Annotated in this window: 20 protein-coding genes; 7 read left to right on the forward strand and 13 right to left on the reverse strand. The window is 46.0% G+C overall.

Going from position 1 to position 21,303, the window contains the following annotated elements:
- Nucleotides 1–10: 10 nt before the first annotated feature.
- From clpP to rph, 5 genes are all read right to left on the reverse strand, one after another.
- Entirely contained in the window at nucleotides 11–592 is a 582-nt protein-coding gene (gene clpP, locus KB186_RS18460; protein WP_007722241.1) for an ATP-dependent Clp endopeptidase proteolytic subunit ClpP, read from the reverse strand.
- Between the two features lie 132 nt (nucleotides 593–724).
- Nucleotides 725–2,017 carry a trigger factor gene (gene tig, locus KB186_RS18465; protein ID WP_221869279.1) on the reverse strand — a complete coding sequence of 431 codons (1,293 nt, stop codon included), beginning with the start codon at nucleotides 2,015–2,017 and terminating at the stop codon, nucleotides 725–727.
- Nucleotides 2,018–2,142: 125 nt separating this feature from the next.
- Nucleotides 2,143–2,682, reverse strand: a complete 540-nt coding sequence (locus KB186_RS18470) for a metallophosphoesterase family protein (RefSeq protein WP_173609121.1) — start codon at nucleotides 2,680–2,682, stop codon at nucleotides 2,143–2,145.
- 30 nt (nucleotides 2,683–2,712) lie between these two features.
- The gene (locus tag KB186_RS18475) at nucleotides 2,713–3,306 is read right to left on the reverse strand and encodes an XTP/dITP diphosphatase (protein ID WP_048032069.1); all 594 of its coding nucleotides are present in this window, start codon (nucleotides 3,304–3,306) and stop codon (nucleotides 2,713–2,715) included.
- A complete protein-coding gene (rph, locus tag KB186_RS18480) occupies nucleotides 3,299–4,060 on the reverse strand; it encodes a ribonuclease PH (protein WP_173608511.1) in 762 nt (253 codons plus the stop codon). The genes KB186_RS18475 and rph overlap by 8 nt, the downstream gene beginning before the upstream one ends.
- A gap of 215 nt (nucleotides 4,061–4,275) precedes the next feature.
- Between rph and KB186_RS18485 the strand changes: the two genes are divergently transcribed.
- Together KB186_RS18485 and KB186_RS18490 are read left to right on the forward strand one after the other, a co-directional pair.
- A complete protein-coding gene (locus KB186_RS18485; RefSeq protein WP_232774121.1) occupies nucleotides 4,276–4,473 on the forward strand; it encodes a hypothetical protein in 198 nt (65 codons plus the stop codon).
- Nucleotides 4,430–5,128 carry an MFS transporter gene (locus KB186_RS18490; RefSeq protein WP_232774122.1) on the forward strand — a complete coding sequence of 233 codons (699 nt, stop codon included), beginning with the start codon at nucleotides 4,430–4,432 and terminating at the stop codon, nucleotides 5,126–5,128. The genes KB186_RS18485 and KB186_RS18490 overlap by 44 nt, the downstream gene beginning before the upstream one ends.
- A gap of 19 nt (nucleotides 5,129–5,147) precedes the next feature.
- Here the strand turns inward: KB186_RS18490 and KB186_RS18495 are convergent, their stop codons facing one another.
- Nucleotides 5,148–6,200 (reverse strand): GerMN domain-containing protein, encoded by a 1,053-nt coding sequence (locus KB186_RS18495; protein ID WP_232774123.1) that lies wholly within the window; start codon nucleotides 6,198–6,200, stop codon nucleotides 5,148–5,150.
- A gap of 96 nt (nucleotides 6,201–6,296) precedes the next feature.
- On the reverse strand, nucleotides 6,297–7,109 hold the full coding sequence (racE, locus tag KB186_RS18500; protein ID WP_232774124.1) for a glutamate racemase: 813 nt from the start codon (nucleotides 7,107–7,109) through the stop codon (nucleotides 6,297–6,299).
- Between the two features lie 170 nt (nucleotides 7,110–7,279).
- On the opposite strand from racE, the gene KB186_RS18505 reads away from it, so the two are divergent.
- Nucleotides 7,280–8,311: a superoxide dismutase gene (locus tag KB186_RS18505; RefSeq protein ID WP_221869276.1), complete on the forward strand. Its 1,032-nt coding sequence runs from the start codon at nucleotides 7,280–7,282 to the stop codon at nucleotides 8,309–8,311.
- An 83-nt stretch (nucleotides 8,312–8,394) separates the two neighbouring features.
- On the opposite strand, the gene KB186_RS18510 is transcribed toward KB186_RS18505, so the two are convergent.
- A complete protein-coding gene (locus tag KB186_RS18510; protein WP_232774125.1) occupies nucleotides 8,395–9,501 on the reverse strand; it encodes a peptidylprolyl isomerase in 1,107 nt (368 codons plus the stop codon).
- A 242-nt stretch (nucleotides 9,502–9,743) separates the two neighbouring features.
- On the opposite strand from KB186_RS18510, the gene KB186_RS18515 reads away from it, so the two are divergent.
- From KB186_RS18515 to KB186_RS18530, 4 genes are all read left to right on the forward strand, one after another.
- A complete protein-coding gene (locus KB186_RS18515; RefSeq protein WP_232774126.1) occupies nucleotides 9,744–10,493 on the forward strand; it encodes a Gmad2 immunoglobulin-like domain-containing protein in 750 nt (249 codons plus the stop codon).
- A 104-nt stretch (nucleotides 10,494–10,597) separates the two neighbouring features.
- On the forward strand, nucleotides 10,598–11,116 hold the full coding sequence (locus tag KB186_RS18520; protein ID WP_232774127.1) for a sigma-70 family RNA polymerase sigma factor: 519 nt from the start codon (nucleotides 10,598–10,600) through the stop codon (nucleotides 11,114–11,116).
- The gene (locus tag KB186_RS18525) at nucleotides 11,100–12,041 is read left to right on the forward strand and encodes a DUF4179 domain-containing protein (protein ID WP_232774128.1); all 942 of its coding nucleotides are present in this window, start codon (nucleotides 11,100–11,102) and stop codon (nucleotides 12,039–12,041) included. The genes KB186_RS18520 and KB186_RS18525 overlap by 17 nt, the downstream gene beginning before the upstream one ends.
- A 158-nt stretch (nucleotides 12,042–12,199) precedes the next feature.
- Complete coding sequence (locus KB186_RS18530; protein WP_232774133.1) at nucleotides 12,200–12,646, forward strand: acetyltransferase; 447 nt, start codon at nucleotides 12,200–12,202, stop codon at nucleotides 12,644–12,646.
- A gap of 567 nt (nucleotides 12,647–13,213) precedes the next feature.
- On the opposite strand, the gene KB186_RS18535 is transcribed toward KB186_RS18530, so the two are convergent.
- From KB186_RS18535 to KB186_RS18555, 5 genes are all read right to left on the reverse strand, one after another.
- Entirely contained in the window at nucleotides 13,214–14,170 is a 957-nt protein-coding gene (locus KB186_RS18535; protein WP_232774129.1) for a phage lytic cycle repressor MrpR family protein, read from the reverse strand.
- A gap of 170 nt (nucleotides 14,171–14,340) precedes the next feature.
- Nucleotides 14,341–14,646: a barstar family protein gene (locus KB186_RS18540; protein ID WP_173608525.1), complete on the reverse strand. Its 306-nt coding sequence runs from the start codon at nucleotides 14,644–14,646 to the stop codon at nucleotides 14,341–14,343.
- A gap of 17 nt (nucleotides 14,647–14,663) precedes the next feature.
- Nucleotides 14,664–20,108 (reverse strand): RHS repeat-associated core domain-containing protein, encoded by a 5,445-nt coding sequence (locus KB186_RS18545; protein WP_232774130.1) that lies wholly within the window; start codon nucleotides 20,106–20,108, stop codon nucleotides 14,664–14,666.
- A 58-nt stretch (nucleotides 20,109–20,166) separates the two neighbouring features.
- Nucleotides 20,167–21,156: an RCC1 domain-containing protein gene (locus tag KB186_RS18550; protein WP_232774131.1), complete on the reverse strand. Its 990-nt coding sequence runs from the start codon at nucleotides 21,154–21,156 to the stop codon at nucleotides 20,167–20,169.
- A 16-nt stretch (nucleotides 21,157–21,172) separates the two neighbouring features.
- A complete protein-coding gene (locus tag KB186_RS18555; RefSeq protein WP_232774134.1) occupies nucleotides 21,173–21,283 on the reverse strand; it encodes an RCC1 domain-containing protein in 111 nt (36 codons plus the stop codon).
- Between the last annotated feature and the right edge of the window lie 20 nt (nucleotides 21,284–21,303).

The following is a 21,303-nucleotide window of genomic DNA, read 5'->3' on the forward strand; positions in this document are numbered from 1 at the left end:
TCACAACGGGTCAGTTTTTGCGTTCGATAATAGAGTCAATCAATCCGTAGGCCTTTGCTTCTTCTGCGCTCATGAAATTATCGCGGTCTGTATCTTGCTCTACGCGTTCATAAGGCTGACCTGTCCGCTCAGACAAAATCTCATTCAGCTGGCGCTTCGTTTTCATAATCCATTCCGCATGAATACGGATGTCTTCTGCTTGCCCACGCACACCGCCGAGCGGTTGGTGAATCATGACTTCGGCATTTGGCAGAGCGAAGCGCTTGCCTTTTGCACCAGCAGCCAACAGGAACGCACCCATGCTGGCAGCCATGCCCACACAAATCGTGGACACATCCGGTTTGATGTACTGCATGGTGTCATAGATGGCCATTCCGGCTGTAACAGAACCACCTGGAGAGTTTATGTATAGCGATATGTCTTTGTCCGGATCTTCTGCTTGCAAGAAAAGCAGTTGAGCAACAACCAGATTGGCGATTTCATCATCAATCTCGGTGCCCAAGAGAATAATCCGGTCTTTCAGGAGGCGCGAGTAAATATCGTAGGAGCGCTCTCCCCTGCTTGTTTGCTCGATGACCATTGGGATTAGCATTATGTATTTTCCTCCTTTGCCGAAAAAAGTCAATGGTGGAAAAACAAGGCACGATACACTCGTGCCTTGTGGTCTTGACAGCCAGCGCTCAGGGTTAGCCTGCCCACTGACCAATCATGCGTTCTTCTAAGCTTATGCTGTTACTTTGCTTTCTGCAACCAGCAAATCTACTGTTTTGCGAGTTTGCACATCGCGGTACAGAGCAGCCATGCCATCTTGTGCGGAGAAGATTTTGCGCAGCTCATCTGCTGGGCGGCCGTATACGCCAGCCAGTTTATCCAGCTCTGCGTTTACGTCTTCTTCTGTTGCTTCGATGTTTTCTGCTTTGCCGATTGCTTCCAAAGTCAAGGAAGTGCGAACGCGGGATGTTGCGTCTGCACGCAATTGATCACGCAGTTGGCTCTCATCCATTCCGGAGAACTGGTAGTACAGTTCCAGCGTCATGCCTTGGTATTGCAGACGTTGACCAAATTCATTTACCATTTGATCCAATTCATGCTCAACCATTACTGCTGGCAAATCGATCTCAGCGTTTTCAGCTGCTTTCAGAACGAGCTGCTCACGAACATATTGATCTTTTTCTTGCGCAGTTTTTTCTTCGAGTTTTTTCTTGGTGTCTGCTTTCAGCTCTTCCAGCGTGTCGAACTCGCTCACGTCTTTGGCAAACTCATCATCCAAAGCAGGCAGGTTTTTGCGCTTCAGGCTGTTCAGCTTCACTTGGAATACCGCTTCTTTACCAGCGAGGTTAGGAGAGTGGTACTCTTCAGGGAAAGTTACGGTAATTTCTTTTTCTTCGCCGATGTTCAGGCCAACCAGTTGCTCTTCGAACCCTGCGATGAAAGTACCGGAACCCAGTTCCAGAGAATAATCTTCCGCTTTACCGCCTTCAAAAGCTACTCCGTCTTGGAAGCCTTCGAAATCGATTACAGCGATATCGCCTGTTTGTGCGGCACCCTCTTCTACTGCTACGAGCTCAGCATGACGCTCTTGCATGCGCTTCAGTTCAGCGTCAACGCTCTCTTCGGTTACAGAGAAGTCTTTATCTTCGATGGACAGACCTTTGTAGTCGCCCAGCTTCACTTCAGGCTTCACAGTTACAGTCGCTTTGAAGATCAGGTTTTTCCCTTGTTCCATTTGCGTTACGTCTACTTCTGGACGATCTACTGGCTCAATACCAGCTTCACGAACAGCTTGTCCGTATGCAGTTGGAAGCAGAATGTCAAGAGCGTCTTGGTACAAAGATTCTACACCAAAACGGGATTCGAACATTTTGCGTGGTACTTTTCCTTTGCGGAATCCTGGAACTTGAACTTTTTGAACCACTTTTTTAAACGCTTGATCCAATGCTGCGTCTACTTGCGTAGCATCTACTTCAACCGTCAGGACTCCCTGGTTATTCTCTACCTTTTCCCAATTTGCTGCCACGTAAACTTCCCCTCCTAAATCGAATCAACAGAACATCGCCAGCCGCGCCATGGTATCTTCGCAGGCTCGGATGATAATATTCTAGCCATTATAACCATTCTAGTATAGCACAAATCTTTTAGTTTTCAAGAAGACCTCATTGGTCGACGAACAGAATAGTTCCCTCCCAATTGTGAAACCGGGTTGCCTACATGATCATAAAACGCCACTGATATGTAAGTTTCTGTCGGACTCGTTCCTGTCTCTTCTAAAAGAGCATATGTCGGTACATGAAAGCCGCGTGGCATTTGCAAGCTGCCCGGATTCAGAAACAAGATGTCTCTTTCCACACCACAGACAGGCACATGAGAGTGACCGAATATGACTACGTTTGCTCCGACCTCTTCTGCACGGTAATGAAGGCGCAGAAGAGAGCCTTTCACACCATAAAGATGCCCGTGCGTTTGCAGGATGTGAAGGTCGCGCCATTTGGTCTCTTGCTCGGTCGGCACCTCTTGTGTCGAATCGCAATTGCCTCGGACAAGCGTCATGTTGGAAAACGGCTCGCGCTTATGGTCCACACAAAAATCGCCACAATGCAAAATTTTTTCGACATGATGTCGGTTGACAACCTGGCTTACTTCCCGAACCAAGCCGTGGCTATCGCTCATGATGAGAATTCCCATCACGCCTCACTCTCCTGTTTTCTCTCTTGTCTACTTGATGATTTCAAGCAGTTGCTGCATGGCACGAGCACGATGGCTGATCTGGTTCTTTTCTTCTGGCATGAGTTCGGCCATCATTTTGTCCATCGATGGGATGTAGAATACCGGATCGTAACCGAAGCCGTTTGTCCCTTTTGGTTCACGTGCGATCACACCCTCGCAAGCGCCAGTGGCAATGATTGGCTCTTCGCCCGGAATCACCAACGCCAACGTACAACGGAAGCGAGCTGTGCGTTCCTGTGTCGAAACCTCTTCCAGCTCTTTCAACAATTTACGCCAATTCTGCTCGTCTGTTGCATCTTCCCCAGCGAAGCGTGCGGAGTAAACACCAGGGCGTCCTTCCAGCGCATCTACTTCCAGACCGGAATCATCTCCGAGGGCAGGCATGTTCAGGTATGTAGAGATTTCGATTGCTTTTTTCAGCGCGTTTCCTTCGAAGGTGTCCTTGTCTTCTACTACCTCAGGCACACCGTCAAATTCAGCGAGGCTGATTCCTTCCCAGCCTGCATCTGCGAACAGCCTGTTGAATTCTTTCACTTTTCCCTGGTTACGTGTTGCAAGAACGACTTTTTTTCGATTAGGCATGACTTTCCTCCGCTACTGATTGTGCAAAAGAGAGCGTAACATCAGCGAGCGCCTCTTTTTGGCTGTTAATCAAGTTGTCAATGCCGACTTTTGCAAGGGCAATCATTTCTTGTAGCTGTTCAGGAGAAAACGGAGCATCCTCCCCTGTTCCTTGCAGCTCGACAAACTTTCCTTTTCCCGTCATGACGACATTCATGTCGACAATCGCTGTAGAATCTTCTTTGTAGTTGAGATCGAGCACGGCTTCCTCACCGACTACCCCTACTGAGGTCGCTGCCAGGAAGTCGTTGAGCGGCAGCTGTTTCCAGGTGCCACTATCCACCAGCTTTTGCATCGCGTCTACCATTGCCACGTAAGCTCCGGTAATCGAAGCTGTCCGTGTACCACCGTCTGCCTGAATGACATCGCAATCCAACCAAATGGTGCGTTCACCCATTGCTTCGAGGCTCACAACGGAGCGCAGAGCACGTCCGATCAGACGCTGAATCTCCATGGTTCGTCCACCGACTTTTCCTTTGGACGACTCACGCGCGTTGCGGGTCGCTGTTGCTCGGGGAAGCATGGAATACTCGGCTGTGATCCAGCCCTTCCCGCCACCACGCATAAAAGGCGGTACCCGGTCTTCCAAAGTCGCCGTACAAATCACCTTTGTGTCTCCGACTTCAATCAGGCACGATCCTTCTGCGTGTTTAATGTAATTGCGCGTAATGGTTACAGGGCGCAATTGATCATGGGCACGGCCATCCACTCTCATTCCAAGTTCCTCCTAAATCGCTTTGTTACACTCCGCTCATTATACCAGACGCAGGAAACGATCTGCCACTGCACAAACGCCTCTTCCCTATTTACGTTAATTGCAAATATTCTTTTCACTTCCTTCCACATAAAAAAAGCTCTTGCTACCACCCGTTACTTTGAATATTATCTAATTAGATATTTGATTAATTTGATGGTAGGTGAATTTAGGTAATGAGCTTCCTGTTTCTTTTGAAAAAGCCGAATTTGCGGCGTCTTTTAACCGCCAATTTCCTTAGCGGAATCGGTGATTGGTTTAACAGCGTTGCTGTGCTCGCTCTGCTGCTCGAAATAACGGGAACAGCTATCGCTGTAGGCAGCTCTGTTTTTGGCTCGACTGAAGGTACCCTCCTCCCCAGACCAATCCGTTAATAGCGTGCAGTTGCAGCAGACGGTTAAAGTCTCTTCCTACGGAGAGGTGATTCGCGCCATCACATCCACACCGCTTGTCTACGCAATCCTTTTGCTGAAAGCCGTGTGGCCAATCGGCGGGGGGATCATCAATGTCCTGATCAGTGTCTATGCTTATCAAGTGTTTACTGCCGGTGAATGGGGAATTGGTTTGTTGTACGGTGCGATCGGAATTGGCTTCATCATCGGGGGACTGCTTGCTCAGCGCTTTCAGCGCTACTTTAACGAAGTGGCTGCCAGTAGCTTCGCTTTGGAAGGCTTTGCGCTGCTTTTGACCAGCTTTTCACCTACGATTTATGTAACGGCACTGTTCTTTGCGCTGTCCACCGTTGCAGGAGGAATGGGGAACGCCAGCCTGAATACGCTGATCATGCGGCATGTCGCACCCAGCTACCATGGCAGAGTATTTGCCTTGGATGCGACGATTTCAAACATCCTGATCGGTCTATCCATGCTCCTTGGCGGTTGGATTTTGACGATAGCAGAGCCTCGCATAGTCGGCTTTGTGGCGGGCTTTTTGGTCACGATCCCATCACTTGTGCTCGGGCTGGTTATTTGGAGAACTGTACGCGGTAGTGGCAACGAATCATTGACGAACAAAAACCACGCTCGTTAATACGGGCGTGGCTCGTTCCTTACATCTGTATGGGATTGAGTTGAACCGGACGGCTCACTGGCTTGGTGAACTCGCCACTAGCTAGCGGTTTTCCTTCCACCAGCAGCTGCACTTGCTTGGCTCCTGTCGTCTCTGTCAATGACAAGACGAGCGATTGCAGAGCTTCTGGGCTCGCTTCCTTGCCATCGTCATACTTGAGGATGTCACTGCTCAAATTGACCGTCACCAAATCTTTTTCCTGCTTCACATTTAGAACACGTGTCGTACGCAGCAAGGAGCTGAAGAGATGAGATCCTTGTTTCGGCCCTTTGATCAACTCTTCAACGGTTGCCTTGGCGATATCAGCCGTTTCAGGAACCAGGCGAGTGACTGGGACATAATACGTACGGGTATCATCCAGCTGTCCCTGGAAATAAACCGTTACGCTGGAAGTGTCTCCTGGTACTGCTCCATCGCCCAATTCGAGATTGACTCCTTGATTACGGTCTAATAGCGTTATGGGCGTTTTGGCTGCTGGCATTTCTGTTAATGGAGTTCCGTTCACCCAAATTTGCACAGTCTTGACATTGCTAAATTCCGTCAGCGCCCGGGTGACGGCATCGACAATTTTCTTCTCGTCTTTCTCCTCGTACGTTTTGAAGTCTTTGGAAAAATCGACAGTGGCTATGCCGTTTTTGATGACAAGTCCTTTTACTTCCGTCCCTTTCGGCAAGACAGCGGAGAAGCCACCCTGGAGCATGCTCTCTACCGGTCCACCTTTTACCATGTAGCTCAATACTTGTTTGGCAGGACCTTCTGATTTTGGGAGCGTCATCGAGACAGGAACGATATATCCGTTGGCATCCTGCAAGTACACCATTCTCTCGCCAGTCTCCTGAACGACCGGTTGTGCGCCTTCTTTTGCAGCATCCGGGGACGGCGTGCCGTTTGGCAAATCAACTGATACCTCAGACTGTGGTGGTGCATCAATACTTATCGTTTCCTTTTCCGGGCCAAAGAGACCGCAGCCCGACAAAAGCACTGCGCTCACCCCCAGCACGGCCGTCATTTTCCCGATGTGCCTTATCTTCATTTCCCCAGCCTCCTCCACACACTTTGTACTACCATGTATACGAGCTAGGCTTGGGTTTATGCGTTGAAAGTTTGTCTCGCCAGACAAGGCCTTTCATTAGGGCTGGACGGTTTTTTCCAATGAGTTGTGCTGGACGTTTACTTTGCAATCCAGCCATTCTTCTGCAATGGTCCGGAATTTGTGGGCGTCCCCACTGGTCACAAACAGATGCTCCGGGCGCTCTATTTGCTTGCTTTCGGCGTCCGTCGCAATTTGCATGGACAATTCTCGTGCTGTCTCCTCTGCGGAGTTAATCAGGCGCACTCGATCTCCCATCACTTCCGAGATAATTGGAGCTAGCAACGGATAGTGTGTACAACCCAAAATTAACGTGTCCAAATCTTCGTGCAAGAACGGGGCAAGCGTTTCTTTTACTACTCTTCTTGCTTCCTCCGTGTTCGCCATGTGGCTCTCCACCAGTGGCACAAATGCGGGACAAGCCATGCCTGCGACGTACAGATCCGGCTGAATCCGTAAAAGCGCACGTTCATAAGCCCTCGTACGAATGGTCGTTTCCGTCCCGATGACACCGATCCTTCCGTTTTTCGTCACTTGAACAGCTGCACGCGCCCCTGGTTCAATCACCCCGATGACGGGCAGCGGCAAATCACCCATCGCTTCCTCCAACACGACGGCAGTCGCAGTATTACAGGCGATCACCAATGCCTTTAACGGTGTACGCATCACATAGTCGATCATTTGAAAGCTGTAGGTACGAATCTCTTCCGGCGATTTGGAGCCATACGGACAACGGGCGTTATCGCCTACATAAACAATCCGTTCTTCGGGTAGCTGACGCATGACTTCCTTCGCAACAGTTAATCCTCCCACTCCTGAATCAATAACGGCTATCGCTCGTTCTCTACTCATGCTAATGTGTCTCCCCTGTTGAAATGAATATAGTACAGCATACCACTCAAACATTTGTGCTACTACCATATGCCGAGATGAAATTTCTTGTACTCCGCAAATGTCGCACCTTCTCTAGGCACCTTTCATAATGTGAGGAGTGATGATGTGCCCACGAGGAGGAGAATCTTTTGGTAGAAGAAGCCAAGAATTTGCTGGACTGGAGCCAATGGGGCCGCCAATGGATCGATCATTTGCGAAGACATAAGACCCTCAACCGAGAACTCGAACGGCATCTGCACAAATTCGAGGAAACATTTACACAGATCGGAAGGCAAGCATCCATGCTCAATTCGGCAAAAGACAGCGACGAACTCCCTGCTCTCATCACTCGCGCCGAACAAGTGCAGCAGCAATTCCATCACTTTTTACGACTGGCTCAGTTGAGTGAAGATGACCAACTGGAAGGAGAAACGAGGGAACCTGTTGCGGAATCAATGAATGCACAGCCAGCGGTGGCGGAAGAAGCACAAGTGCCTGTTGTGCCAGAACCCGTTTCCTATCCCGGTGCACGCGAGCCAGTCCGTGCGGCACGCCCCGTGGCTGTCGGCCGGCATACCCTTCCCCCGCTCCCTTATGCGTACAACGCTTTAGAGCCGTACATCGATGAAGCAACCATGCAAATCCATCACAACAAACTGCACCAAAAGTATGTAGACGATCTCAATACAGCAGAGAGGAAGCTATCGGATGCCCGAGAGAGTGGCAACTTCGATCTCATTCGCCATTGGGAACGTGAGCTAGCCTTCAACGGGGCCGGTCATTACTTGCATACGATCTTTTGGCCCTCCATGAGTCCAAATGGGGGTGGCACTCCCTCTGGTGATCTCGCGGCGGCAATCAATCGGTATTTCGGTTCGTATGACGCCTTTAGGAGACAATTTAGTCAGGCGGCAGAAAAGGTAGAAGGTCCTGGGTGGGCGATCCTCGTTTGGTCCCCGCGGGCACATCATCTGGAGATTCTTACGGCCGAAAAGCACCAGAACCTGTCACAATGGGATGTGATTCCGCTACTGGCCCTGGACGTATGGGAGCATGCCTATTTCCTGGCGTATCAAAACCAGCGAGACAAGTATGTAGAGAACTGGTGGAATATCGTCAACTGGCCCTATGTGGAAGAGCGATTCGAGAAGGCACGCAAACTGCGCTGGGAGCCGTATTGACTTGCATCTCCCCTTCATTGACAAACCCCCTCGTCATCCCAAATGCCAGGAATGAGAGGGGGTTTTTGCTTTGCTGGCGAAGCTTATTCGTTATACGGGACAAATTCGATCTTTTGCACCTTGATCGGATTTTGGATGGGCTTCGCATTCTCATCTGTTTTCTGGGCAGCGATCTTGTCAACGACTTCCATCCCGGCAAATACATGACCAAAAACAGTGTGGCGGTTGTCGAGGTAAGCCCGTCCGCCAATTTCTTTATACTTTGCTTCTGCGTTCAACGGCAGCGCCGACAAATCGAGGTACTCCTGATCTACCTTGGGACTTTGTACAATGTAGAAATGCGTGCTGTTCGTATTGGGTCCAGCATTCCCCATACTGAGCGCTCCCCTGAAATTGAACAGATCCCTGCTAAACTCGTCCTCAAAGGACTCGCCGTAAATACTCGGCAGCTCCTTGCCATCCGGCCCTTTCAAATCTCCCGCCTGAATCATGAAATCGTTAATCACACGATGAAAAATCATATTGTTGTACTGCCCTTTTTTGGCGAGAGTCTTAAAGTTTTCCACCGCTTTTGGAGCTTTGTTCGGGAACAGTCTCAGCTTGATCACACCGGCATCTGTCGTGATCACGCATATTTCTTCGCCTTTGCTCGGCTTCTCCAACTGAATTAGCTTCACATCTGACACATCGATGCCAGAGTCCTGCCAAATGACTCCCCACGCCTTCCAGTTCACCGGGTCTGTACCGAGTCTGGCCAAACCGAGATAATCCGTTTTTTCAATGGCCTTGTTATCTGCGGTATACCCGACGTATTTGAATTTCACAATCGCACGGTAGTTATTGTAAGCATCCTCCTTCGTGACGGTGTACAGCTTGTCAACTTTTGCTTCGATCACCTGAATGTTTTTGTATTGCGCCAATCCTTCCACATAGGTTTTCATCGCAAAATTCGTCAAGGAGTCATCTGCCACCAGCTTTGCTACCTCAGCAGGATTGGATCGTTGTTTCACCAAGGACGCTATGTAATCATTCACTTCCTGCTTATCTCCACCATGTGGGCGGAACTGGTTGACCTGAGCTTCGCTACGATAGTCATGAATAGCATTTGCAGCAGCATGTTGGACAAACGTTGGACTTAGTAACGGGATCGCAATACTTGCAACGACTGCCAGTGAAACGAGTTTTTTCATATTTTCCGCCCCCACTAATTAGAAGATTGTTCCATAAAGACAGTATAGCTTAATCTGTGAATCGTTGTCTGAAATATTTTAAAAATTCTGCTAAATACAGCGAGAAAATATCATTTTTTCCCATAAAATCTCTTGCGTCTTTTTGCGTCCCTCCCCCGTCTAACCCTTGTAACCTTCATGAAGCTACTACCAAAAACAAACAATCCATCACGACCATATGCCTGATAAGGGAGAGACATACCATGAATAAAAAGACGATCACTGTAGTTGCTGCTTCTATTTTGACTTGCACTGTTTTTGCCGGAGTCCTCGGCACGACTTGGGCTAACCAAGCTGCTCCCCCAGTAACCACGCAGCAAGAAACAAACTACAACGAACCAGCCGAACAAAATAGGTTTCGGAATATCAAACTAGCAGAGCCTGCTCTCCTGTACACTTTAAAAGGGGAAGCAAATGTTTTTGAAGGTACGTACCAATACGTAGTCAAGCAAGGGAAGCACGTTGTCGCAAGTGGGTTCGGCACAGCTTCAAATGGTGGCCCGGAATGGGGAACGTTTGCGCAAACGATTAAAATTCCAACAAGTGAGCTAATAGGAAAAGAGCCATTGATGCTCGAGATGTTTGAAATTAATCAAGAGAACGGGAAGATCATCAACAAGCTTTCCATTCCATTAAATAGCTCCGATCAAGTAAAAAACACCCAAGTATTTCGTAACCTGAAGCTTGCAGCACCGTCTGTCGTGTACACGGTATCCGGCGAAGCTAGCGTTTTCGAAGGTACCTATCAATATGCCGTGAAGCAAGACGAACAAGTCGTTGCCAAAGGCTTTGGAACAGCATCGAAAGGCGGCCCGGAATGGGGTGAATTCTCTCAGGAGATTGTCATTCCGCTGAGCAATCTGTCTAAAAATAACACAAGCACCCTCGAGCTGTTTGAAATCGATCAAGAAAGCGGCGAAACGAAAAATAAAATGGTATTCCCATTAAAGTAAGGATAAGAAGGATTTACGCTCCCGCAGTGTGTCTCGCGCTGCTGGATTATTTAGGTGAGGAAAGGAAGAACCTAACGTATTCAGCAAGGAGGGTGTGCAGCATCGTGAATCAAACTGAACTGGTACAAAGAGCCATTTCCGGTGATGAAGACAGCTTTACGCTTCTGATCCAAGAGAATAGAGAAAAAATATATCGCATGGCTTTTACTTATGTACGAAACAAGGAAGACGCGCTGGAAATCGTGCAGGAGACTGTCTACCGCGCCTTTATCTCCATACACAAATTGAAGCAGCCGCAATATTTTCAAACATGGCTAACCAAAATCGCCGTCAACTGCGCCTTGGATCACATACGCAAAGCAAAAAAAGTCGTTTATATGGATAAAGAGCATGAAGGCAGCTACGAGCAAAAACCACGGGAAGATGCCATCGACTTGCATGATGCCTTGGGCCAACTCGATGAAAAATCCAGAACGGTCATTATGCTGAGGTATTTCGAAGACATGCCCATCAAGGACATTGCCGATGTGCTAGACATACCCCTCAGCTCCGTGAAGTCGATCATTTACCGCGGACTGGAGAAATTGAAAGTGAACATTGGGGAGCGTGAATCTCTTGGATAACAAACTGGACGATTACAAACAAGCCTATCACGATATTGAAATACCCGAAGAGTTGGCGGCAGTCACCGAGCAAGCCATCGAACGTGGAAAGCTTCATCGAAAACGTGCGCAAGCAAGAACGCGTTGGTTAAAGCACGCTGGTGTTAGCGCGGCCGCTGTCTTTGTTCTTTTCACGGTCAGCGTGAACACAATCCCCGCCTTTGCGAGTGCTTTGGAAAACGTGCCTGGTCTGGGCAAGCTAGTGAAAATATTGCAATTCAATAAAGGCAGTGCAGGCGGGGGGACTCCGCAGGATGCCGTAGATGTTAGCTTCATTACGGTACAGAAGCAAGGAGTCCGGGAAAACATCATCTTGAACTTTACCCAGGATAATGAGGTACAGCAGAACGCCAGCTCGTTCCACGTGAGTTTTACGGAATATCCGAATACGATGACGTTTGCTGTTGGTGGCGCGAGAAAATTTTCGGCTGTCAAAGATTTCGAGACATTGAAGCAAAGTCCGTACATTGAAGATGCTTACGAGATCATTTCGTTGGACGATTCTCTCGTGCGGTTTAATGTGACCTTTAAAGAAGCGATTGCTTATAAGGTGAAGGAATATAAGCAGCCAGCGCAAGTTGTTATTACGATTTCTCCAAAAGAAGTAACGCCAGAAGAGCAGCAGCCTGTGTACTCGGTGCGCACTGCTTCCGTGCCGTATGGAGAGGCGCTCGGGGCTATGGAGGAAGCTCTGTTGTTCGCGGACAACATGCGGGTTTTGAAGGACAAGCAAGGTGGATATTTTGTCGAGGCCGGGTATTATCGGACGGAAGCCGAGGCTCAAGAGAAAATGAAGCAATTGCAGAATGAGTTTGGGGTTGTAGAGCCATTGTTTGTGGAGAAGAGAGGGTATTTGGAAGTGCCTGGGGGGATTGAGGCCAGGTAGGGTTGGGTTCCCCTCCCCTTCTCGCCGATCAATCGTCAGATTATTCTGGGAGGATAGAAAAGCTGTGAACAGGATAGGAAAGTTTTTAGCGACTCTATATAATAAGCTCTCAAGAGCGCTCTTTTCTTATTTGTTAGTTTGAATCAGGAGGTTTCATGATGAATACCAAAACTGTTGAATTTGAAGCCAGCTATCGTGATCAATTGGTAGATATTTGGTATCGTGCCGTTTGCCGTACGCACCATTTTTTGGCGAAAGAAGATATTGCGTTTTATAAAAACATGGTAAAAAATGAAGCACTATCTGCTGTTGAAGTATGGATGGAAATTAACGAGAAGAAAGAGCCTGTAGGCTTCATTGGCCTTGATGGAGCGAAAATCGAAATGCTGTTCGTTGATCCAGAATACCACGGGAAAGGGATTGGGCGCAGATTACTCGAACATGCGGAACGTAAGTATGGACCGAATCTGAAAGTAGATGTCAACGAGCAAAACGAAGGGGCTTACGTTTTCTACAGAAGGTATGGGTTTGTGCAGACAGGACGGTCTGAGCTGGATGGTTCGGGGAGGTCGTTTCCTTTGATTCATTTAGGTTTAGAACGGTAATTTTTGGTTGTTGGAAAAATAAGACTGTCTCGTGTAGTGGAATTCTTTACTTGCGAGACAGTCTTGTTCTACATGAATGATCTTGTATGCTTCCAACAGGGGTTCGTGGCAATGTGGATGCCGAATAATTGCTGTAATCGTTCTTGTACACGCTGAAAGAAAATGGGAATATCTGATTGTTCGATTGCTTTGACATTATTTCCATAAAGCATCTTGGGAATCGAAACTTGGATAGTTAAAGTGCCGCTTGCATCCTGATATTTAATATATGGTATGATCTCGTCTTGCATTTGGAATGTGGTCATAACACCTGTTTTCTGATTAAAGATGCAAAGTTATATTGTCGTAATATTTCAGGTTGAATAAATACGGAACTTACTTTCATTTTGATGGAATCAAACAATAGTATTCTCTCCTTTTCACTATAAATTTTAATATATTGAATATGATTTGGCATGTTAGAACAAAAGATAGCAACTCATACGTTCGATCACCTTCCTTTATCTATTTACAATAAATTTTTAGTTTTATCTTGTTTTCCCAGAGGAATTACATCCTCTAGGTGCGTTACTTGTACAATACAGCAATCATGTCTGGATTTACGAAGTCTTTTAATCCCCACCACATATACTCTAGCTTGTTTCCATTCATGACTTGGCTAATGCCGAACTGTTGGCATATCTCATAATACTGCTCTTTTCCGAGTTCGCCATCACGTTCTAACAGTTGTTTTCCCATCCAGATCATCCCGCTGCGTTGAATCGTTTTCACTCGTAGATTATCAAAACCAAAGTATTCTTCTAATGCATGTAATCTCCCATAAATCAGATGAGGACTGACTTGTTCCATATGAACATTTCTTGTCTTGGCTGGTCTGATTACATAGCCTGTTTCAATTAATTCACTTGTTTCTTTGAGATGATCTCGTCTCATCTCCCCATTACCTTTGAGATAATCCTTTTGCTTGATTGCGCCATTTATTAATTTCAGACACTGCTCGGATATTTGAATTTCTCTTGTTTCTTCTTTATCGTTAATCAATATCAATGTTCGTTTCTCATCATTGACTTGATCACGTTTTAGATTGCGTAGTTCACTTACCTCTCTACCACCCGCACCTTCGAATAACAGGGAGAGAATCACTGAATCCTGATCGTTATTACATTGGTCAATAATTGCATCGATTTCTTGCTTCGTAATAAATTGTTGGTGGGTGTTACCTACCATGTTCTTAAACCATTCTTTTGAAACGGACTCCAGTGGATTGGTGTCCTCTCTAAGCCCCCCTGCCCTTGCCCAATTCAAGTAAGCAGAAATCGTTCTCCCAGCCGTATTAAGAGAGTCTCCTGTAGAAGCATGGAAGCTGTGCAGGGCAGTTTCAATCTCATCCAGTGTAAAGTGGAGCAAATCCTTATCCTTTTCCACTTCGAACTTCATTGTCAGGTTGAACACTCTAGAATAAGCTTTTTGGGTATTTTCTTTATATCCTTGAAGAAAGGCTGTTTTTGTTTCGGGGTTAAACATGGTTACACACCTTTCTTTGAAACACGTGTACTATAAATTTACAGTTTGACTTCCTTGAATTTATATTACTATAAATTTTCACCTTAAAGCAAGAATAGAGTTTTTGCTTTTTTCATGAATAAATTAAAGAAGCCCCATACGAGTTTTGGTTACTCGCTTGGGGCTAATCATTATTTATAGTCTACTTCCACAAATGTGGATGGGTACTTATTATTTTTTTTCTCAATTAACTTTTCTAAAAACTCTGCATCCTTAGGTAGGTTTCTTACTAAATCATCCCATCCTATAAAAACTAGTTTTTCTGGTAACATAACTAGTCCAGTAATAGCATCCCAAAAAGCATCCCAATTTTTACCGTAAAAATCAGGAAACCCCAATTTCTCCTTCAATACATTCTGTAACTCGAAAGGATCTTTGACTTCCGACACATCAATAACAACCATTGCAACACGTACTTCATCATCAAATTCGTTCATAAAGACACTCCTTTATTTTATGTCATATTTCCATTATCAAAATAATTCCCAATGTAATAAAAGTTATCATAATGGTCTATAGTAATCCACATTTGACCATCATTTGAGTATACCAATCTAGTACCGGGCTGCTTATTTCTACCCATTGTATTTACAAGTCCTACATCTGCCTCATACCACACCCTTCCATTTATCATTGGTAATGTACCTTTATTGTTCTCAAATATGTCTCCACCTATTTGTGCATTAGGGATATGCTTTACCCAACTTCCAACTGCTTTACCTTCTGCCCATCCATATGCCCGAGCTTGGTCTTTAGTAAAATAGTTTGACGGTAGTTTACCAGTACTTCTTAAACTCTCAATTAATGGGTTAGCATCCTGCCATGTCTTTAAAACCTCTTTGTATTTTGTTAATTGGGCTGCACTCTTCGCATTCCTGAATGATTTTGAGACTTTGTCTGGTCCCATAACTGATAGTAATACCGTTCTTTGAGCACCTTGGACAACTGTATCGGAAAACTTTCCACTTGTCGATAATATCGTAAGAGCTTGTGACAAGTCCAAATCTTTGGTGCTTACATAAATATAATGCAGACGTGACTCGTAATCTCCATCACAATTATTCGCGCCTTCACATTGTTTATTACCACTTGGATCGACAAACCGCAGTGGATTATTACTTACATACGTATACCGATTCAACGACAACGGATTATCCACTTGCCCCTTATACGTATCCTCCGAGATAAACCTCCCTATCTTCGGATCATAATACCGGGCACGCAGGTAGTAAAACCCGCTCTCTTTATCAAACATCTCCCCCGCATACATAAACGGGTTGGAAATCGTTTCTTTGACCTTATCCGCAATCAAATTGCCCCAGATGTCGTAGTCGTACGTATTTAGAACATTCCCATTGGGAGCCTTGATTTTGACAACATCACCATGGCTATTGTAATAGTAATTACCTTCAAGATTCGACGCATAGTCTTTTCGCCAGATCAACTGGTTACCAAACACATTCCGCGCCTTGACCCTGCCATCCTGCGTCAGCTCTTCTATCACTTGCCCATTCAAATAAACGTAGTGAGTCGTATCCGTTACGCTACCAGTCTGTTGCTTCGTCGCCCGCAGTCCACCTGGATAATACGTGTATGTCGTTGTCCCTTTCTCGTCCTTATACTCCTGTAAACGATTAAACAAATCGTGCTTCATTTCATAGGAGCGCAGGATATCTACCGGAGCGTTTGCATACACTTGGCGGTTACCGCGTTTGTCATAGGCGTATTGCTTGACGTTTCCTTCGACCGATTCTTCCTTGATCCGGGAAAGCTTGTCGTACACAAACAATCCATAATTCGTACCGGATCGCTTTTGGCTGGTGATATTCCCAAACAGATCGTAGCCATTTGTCTCATTCCAGCCGTCTGCGTGATTCAAGGCTGTTTTTTCACCAAATGAGCTGACCGATTGCTGCATCGCTTTCGGTTGTCCCGGATACGATACCGCATTGGTTTCTCCTGAGTTACTAATATCGTACGTGTACGTGGTTGTTCCGACTCCCGGTATCGCCACCGAATTTAAGCGGTTTGCGTTGTCATAGGTGTATCCGACACTTAGAGATGGGGCAGAACCAGATACCGCACTTCTTGCAGGGTATACGAGTGTATCTATCGTATCGTCGTTATCAGAATACAGAAGCTGGTAGTCCTTGCCCATCATCGTTTGGCGATTCTTCCGATGGAACCCATCGTAGCCATAGCTGATAGAGTTTCCTGTGTGATTATTTTCACTCAGAAGCAGGCCAGATTGTGGATCATACACGCGGTCTTCATAGAAAGAAGCGCCGGAAGAAACTTTCTTTAACTCATGGAAAGGCGTGTAGTCGTAGTTGAATGTGACACCGTTTTTATCCTTGTAACTCTTCACAAGACCGCTTTTGTCGTAGGTGTACGTCTCCGCTCTTGTCTCTGGATTCTTCTCCGAGAGCTTCCACGACAAACTATTGTAGGTATACTCTGCCGTAGTCGTGCCATTCTCCAATACACTGGTGAGATTGCCTAGCCCATCGTACCCGTATACATTTACGTTATTTTCAGGGTCCTGCAAATACACCAGGTTGTCGTTATGGTCGAAGCGCATACTCCACGCTTGGGAAGTTTTTCCGTCTGAGATTTCTTTATTAGTTACTTTCCCGAATCGATCCGTCTGGTAGTTCGTCACGCGATGATGACTGCCGCTTTGCGTCGTCTCCTCCGTGCTCTCCACTTTTCCATACAAATCACGGTAGGTGGTCGCGATATAGCCATTCGGAGAGAGCGTTTGTTCCGTCAGACGAGGTAAGTATCTTGTTCCATCCGAGTAGGCATTGTTTCGATGGTTCTTAGTGGTTCCTAAGGAATTCATCGTTTGGTACACAAAACCGTCCCAGTCATACAGGTACGAGGTGCTTTGCTCCTGCTTCCCGTAAGGAACCGTGCGACTAATCTCCATGCCATCTGGCGTAAACTCGTTTTCTACCAATGGACGCTTCGCACCTGTCGTGCCCACCTGCTCTTGATAGGCGGTATCTCCATACGGGGTGTAGTAAGTGATCAGCTTCGATTGATCCGGGGCAATTTTCTCCACGATGCCCGGTCCTTCTGAACTCGATCCAGAAGCTTCGCCGTCCCGATACACATACGTTATGGTTCGTTTTGCGCCTTGATTGTGAAAAGTCTCCGATAACGGTCGGCCTAACTCATCGTAATCGTATGTAGCTTTGCTTCCGTTCGGATAGGTCTGGCTTTTGATTTGGCCTTTGTCATCGATGTCGTAGGAAAAATTCAATACATCCGATTTGCCGCTTTCCAGCTCAACACCTGCGAGTGCGATTTGTGTTGGCTGAACGCCATATTGATCATAAGCGGTAAAGGTCTGCGTCCTTGTCTTTCCTGCGCCAAAGTTTTCCGTAATCGAGTAGAGCTGGTTATTGGTGTACTCATATGTCCGTTCAACCGATTGGCTCTTGTGATTATTGATCAAATTGGCAGGGAACGAGTTGATCTCCGTTTCCTTCCGGAGCAAATATTGATTGTTGTACTCGAATGTCGTATTCGAATAATACGGATCGCCCGAGGCGGAGGTTGATTGCGTTCTGGCTGCCTTTAGTACGGAGAAGGTCCGGAAGCCCCATGGATTTACCCCTTCTGCATCATATGTCCATGTACTTACAATCCCGTCCGGTGCAATCTGCTTGATCAGCTGTCCGTAATCGTTATATTCGAAGTACGATTCTTGCGCGTAATTGTTTATCTTGGCCGCATACCGTGAACGATTGGAAAGGTTCGGATCTTTCAAGTAGGAATTGTATACATCCAGATCGCTCACTGCCGATGTCGGTTCCAAGAAAACGTATTGATACGTCGGCTTTGTATTCCGGCCGGAATAGGCATAGGTCGTGTACGTAGTTGGATTGTACTCGACCCGATACTTCGCGCCAGATACATTCGTACCGCCTTTGCTCACGCCTGTTGTCTTAACGCTTCGCAGCAACGTATTTCCGTCCTGATTGACCTTGTAAATGGAATTCTTTGTGTAACGGGAAGCCTCAGATTCGGTGACTTGGATGGTATCCCCATGTCGTTCCGCAAAATTCTTCAATCTAGGTAGTTGTTCCTTTGGCACCTTCCATATTTCGCGGAGGTTGTCGTTATTGGCATAGCTCTTTTCCAGCTTATACGTGTTGGTTCCTTTCGGCGTTTTCTGCGTATAGCTGTACGATACTTTATTAACAGGATGATAGGCTACATAGCTTAGTGCATACTTGTCTTGAAAAATCCGTACGAGACCGTCATTGAACGTCGTTTGACCTAGTTGATAGGGGCGATATTCGTAGTTGATTTTTAATCCTTGCAACGGATAGGAAACTTCTTGCATGAGCAAGTAATCGATTTCCTTACGCTTCTTTGTATCCGATTCCCAATACTTTGCTGAATCTTGAAGCGTTTGATCAGTTGGGAGCTTGTCCAATGTGTATTCCTTGTTTAAATTGAAATAAGCAATGCCCTTGGTAGTAGGATTATGATACGAATAATTTGCTACAGTATAAGGACCGCTTCCACTCCCTGCTGTCGGCAGGACTTCTACTCGAACGAGCTGAAAGTAACCGTTCAATGCTAGCTTTCGTTCAAAGTGGTAGCGAATGTGCTTAAGCACGGTAGTTTCAGTTTTATCTTTATAGACAATCAAGTCTTGCGTGGTGTCGTTTTGCTTTCGTTTCAGCACCACATAGCGGCCGACACTGTCTTCGATGCTGACTGGCTCTCCGTCGCTGTTCAGGTTGTACTTGATCGTGTCCCCATAAATATTGGATTTGACGACCGTTCCCAGCTTGACATCAAATTCATACTTCAGATTCCGGTAATGCAGTGTGTACTTCCGATTCACGTCATCTGTGATGAACATGATGTCTTTATATGGATAATTCACAAACTTGTTGAACCGGTATTCTAAAGATGTCCCGTCCTCTAAGCTAATGTAATAACGATTCGCCGTTGGACTCTTGTCTACGTTGGTGGAGTAGATTTGCTGGCCTGAATTATAGGGGTCGTCCCTTACCGTGGCTGCCTGCTCACGCGTGACGATATCCAGTCTCGGCATATTAAAATCCCAGCCTGTTGCAAATTTCTCATTGGCCTTTAAGGCTTCATTCTTGTCTAGATCATCGTCCCAGCTTGGTACACTGATTTTACTGCTCAGGGAGTGATATCGGCGTTTTATATCCAGATCCAGTCCATGCTTTCCTGGTAAGTAGAGATCTTGCTCGACCAAGTTTGCAGAGCGATATACATCATCTACGGCTTGCTCTGTTTTTGAACGAGCAAAGCGAAACTCCTGATCTTTTTCTGTGTAGAGAACTTCTGGAGGAGTTGTATTCACTGCTTGAATGTCGAGCGTTTCTTCCAGACTCTTGATTTCATTTACTTTCGATGCTACGAGGGGTGTAAGGCGATTTAAGAGGTCCTTATTTTCCTGACTGAGATTATCGAATTGAGAAATGAGCTGGTCACTGGAAAAAGCTTTGACTTCTGCTTGTTCTTCAGTTGAAAGCAGCTGCATTAGATCTGGATAGAAATAGGCAGCGTACTTTAGTAAGGATCGGTCGAATGTTTGGTGGATTTCGATTGCTGTGTTTGCATCCAGCTGGGTCCATGTTAGTGAAGCGATGTCCTCGGCGTTATATGATGCCGGATTTTTTGCTTCTGTTTTTTCTGGTAAAGGGTTGAGATTTTGCTCTGCGATGGATTGCTGGATTTCATTTATTGTCTCGTTTGGAGTTGATGATTCTATATCTTGAGTATTTGATAAGTCGCTGGTTGACGGTTCATTTGCCAGGGTGCTCACTGGTGGTGTCATCGTCGTAAATAGGGAAAGACTTAATATAAAAATCAGGGTTGATTTTGTCGACAGGAGTTTCATATTGCCTCCGAAAGAAATGTTGTCCCCCTTGGTTAGAAGGGGGATTTACTAGTAAATATTATGGTGTAATTTTAACTTTTATAGGTTTGAAACTGTTATTAGTTGTTCCATCTCCTAGTTGACCGGGATAATTATTTCCCCATGCGTATACTGTTCCGTCTCTCTTTAAAGCTAAACTATGATTAGCAAGAGACCCACTTGCAATTTCCACAATTTCTGTCACTTCTAGTACATTCACTGGGACAGTAGTTCTAAGCGTATTATTGCCATCACCAATTTGTCCTTGGTTCCCAAGGCCCCACGCATACACTTTTCCATTTACATCAAGTGCCATACTATGCTTGAATCCTGCAGCAACAGAGACAATATTTGAAAGTCCGTTTATTTTAGTTGGAACTTGATTCGCTGTTGTATTGTTTATGCCTAATTGACCATATTCGTTTTCCCCCCAAGCCCATACTGTTCCGTCCTTTTTAACAGCAAGACTGTGACCTCCCCCAGCAGCAATTGCCCTTATGTCTGTAAGACCCCATACTTTTATTGGTTTTTTTTGTACGCTCCCTCCAGCCATATATCCCCACATCCAAACTGTACCATCTTTCTTGAGAGCTAACCCATAATATCTTCCAGCAGCAATCTCTGTAATATCTGTTAGATCCATTGCTTGTATTGGTGTGGCACTACTATTAGTTGTGTCGTTACCTAATTGACCATAACCATTAGTTCCCCAACTCCATACTGTACCATCTGCTTTCAAAGCTACGCTATGGTACTCTCCCGCAGCAATACGCGAAATGTTTGTAATGCCTCTTACTTGGACAGGAACATTTTTTTGAACGGTTGTACCATCGCCCAATTGACCGGCACCATTTGCACCCCACGCCCAAACGGTACCATCACTCTTCAGAATGAGAGAGTGCTCTGAACCTGCAGCACTACTCACTGCATTACCCGCTGCCAAAGTCGTCTCTTTTGATAGAAAAAGTACTGCAAGCATCATCAGTAAAATATTACATATTAAATTTGACTTAATTAGATTTTTTTTCACTTAGGCTCACTCCATTTTATTTATCATTCGTTAATACTGGAACTGTGCTATTTTGTGCCGTTCCATCTCCTAGCTGCCCCTTCGCGTTTTGTCCCCATGCCCATACACTTCCGTCTTCTTTCACCATCAACGTATGTGCTCCACCTG

The sequence above is a fragment of the Brevibacillus sp. AF8 genome (genome assembly GCF_021270385.1).
Classification (GTDB): domain Bacteria; phylum Bacillota; class Bacilli; order Brevibacillales; family Brevibacillaceae; genus Brevibacillus.

Excerpts from the sequence above, each read along its gene's own strand:
- KB186_RS18495 (WP_232774123.1), bottom strand. The coding sequence starts at position 6,200 with ATGAAGATAAGGCACATCGGGAAAATGACGGCCGTGCTGGGGGTGAGC.
- KB186_RS18555 (WP_232774134.1), bottom strand. The coding sequence starts at position 21,283 with ATGGTGAAAGAAGACGGAAGTGTATGGGCATGGGGACAAAACGCGAAG.
- clpP (WP_007722241.1), bottom strand. The coding sequence starts at position 592 with ATGCTAATCCCAATGGTCATCGAGCAAACAAGCAGGGGAGAGCGCTCC.
- KB186_RS18470 (WP_173609121.1), bottom strand. The coding sequence starts at position 2,682 with ATGGGAATTCTCATCATGAGCGATAGCCACGGCTTGGTTCGGGAAGTA.
- KB186_RS18545 (WP_232774130.1), bottom strand. The coding sequence starts at position 20,108 with ATGAAACTCCTGTCGACAAAATCAACCCTGATTTTTATATTAAGTCTT.
- KB186_RS18485 (WP_232774121.1), top strand. The coding sequence starts at position 4,276 with ATGAGCTTCCTGTTTCTTTTGAAAAAGCCGAATTTGCGGCGTCTTTTA.
- KB186_RS18540 (WP_173608525.1), bottom strand. The coding sequence starts at position 14,646 with ATGAACGAATTTGATGATGAAGTACGTGTTGCAATGGTTGTTATTGAT.
- KB186_RS18510 (WP_232774125.1), bottom strand. The coding sequence starts at position 9,501 with ATGAAAAAACTCGTTTCACTGGCAGTCGTTGCAAGTATTGCGATCCCG.
- rph (WP_173608511.1), bottom strand. The coding sequence starts at position 4,060 with ATGAGAGTGGATGGCCGTGCCCATGATCAATTGCGCCCTGTAACCATT.
- KB186_RS18530 (WP_232774133.1), top strand. The coding sequence starts at position 12,200 with ATGAATACCAAAACTGTTGAATTTGAAGCCAGCTATCGTGATCAATTG.
- KB186_RS18515 (WP_232774126.1), top strand. The coding sequence starts at position 9,744 with ATGAATAAAAAGACGATCACTGTAGTTGCTGCTTCTATTTTGACTTGC.
- KB186_RS18475 (WP_048032069.1), bottom strand. The coding sequence starts at position 3,306 with ATGCCTAATCGAAAAAAAGTCGTTCTTGCAACACGTAACCAGGGAAAA.
- racE (WP_232774124.1), bottom strand. The coding sequence starts at position 7,109 with ATGAGTAGAGAACGAGCGATAGCCGTTATTGATTCAGGAGTGGGAGGA.
- KB186_RS18535 (WP_232774129.1), bottom strand. The coding sequence starts at position 14,170 with ATGTTTAACCCCGAAACAAAAACAGCCTTTCTTCAAGGATATAAAGAA.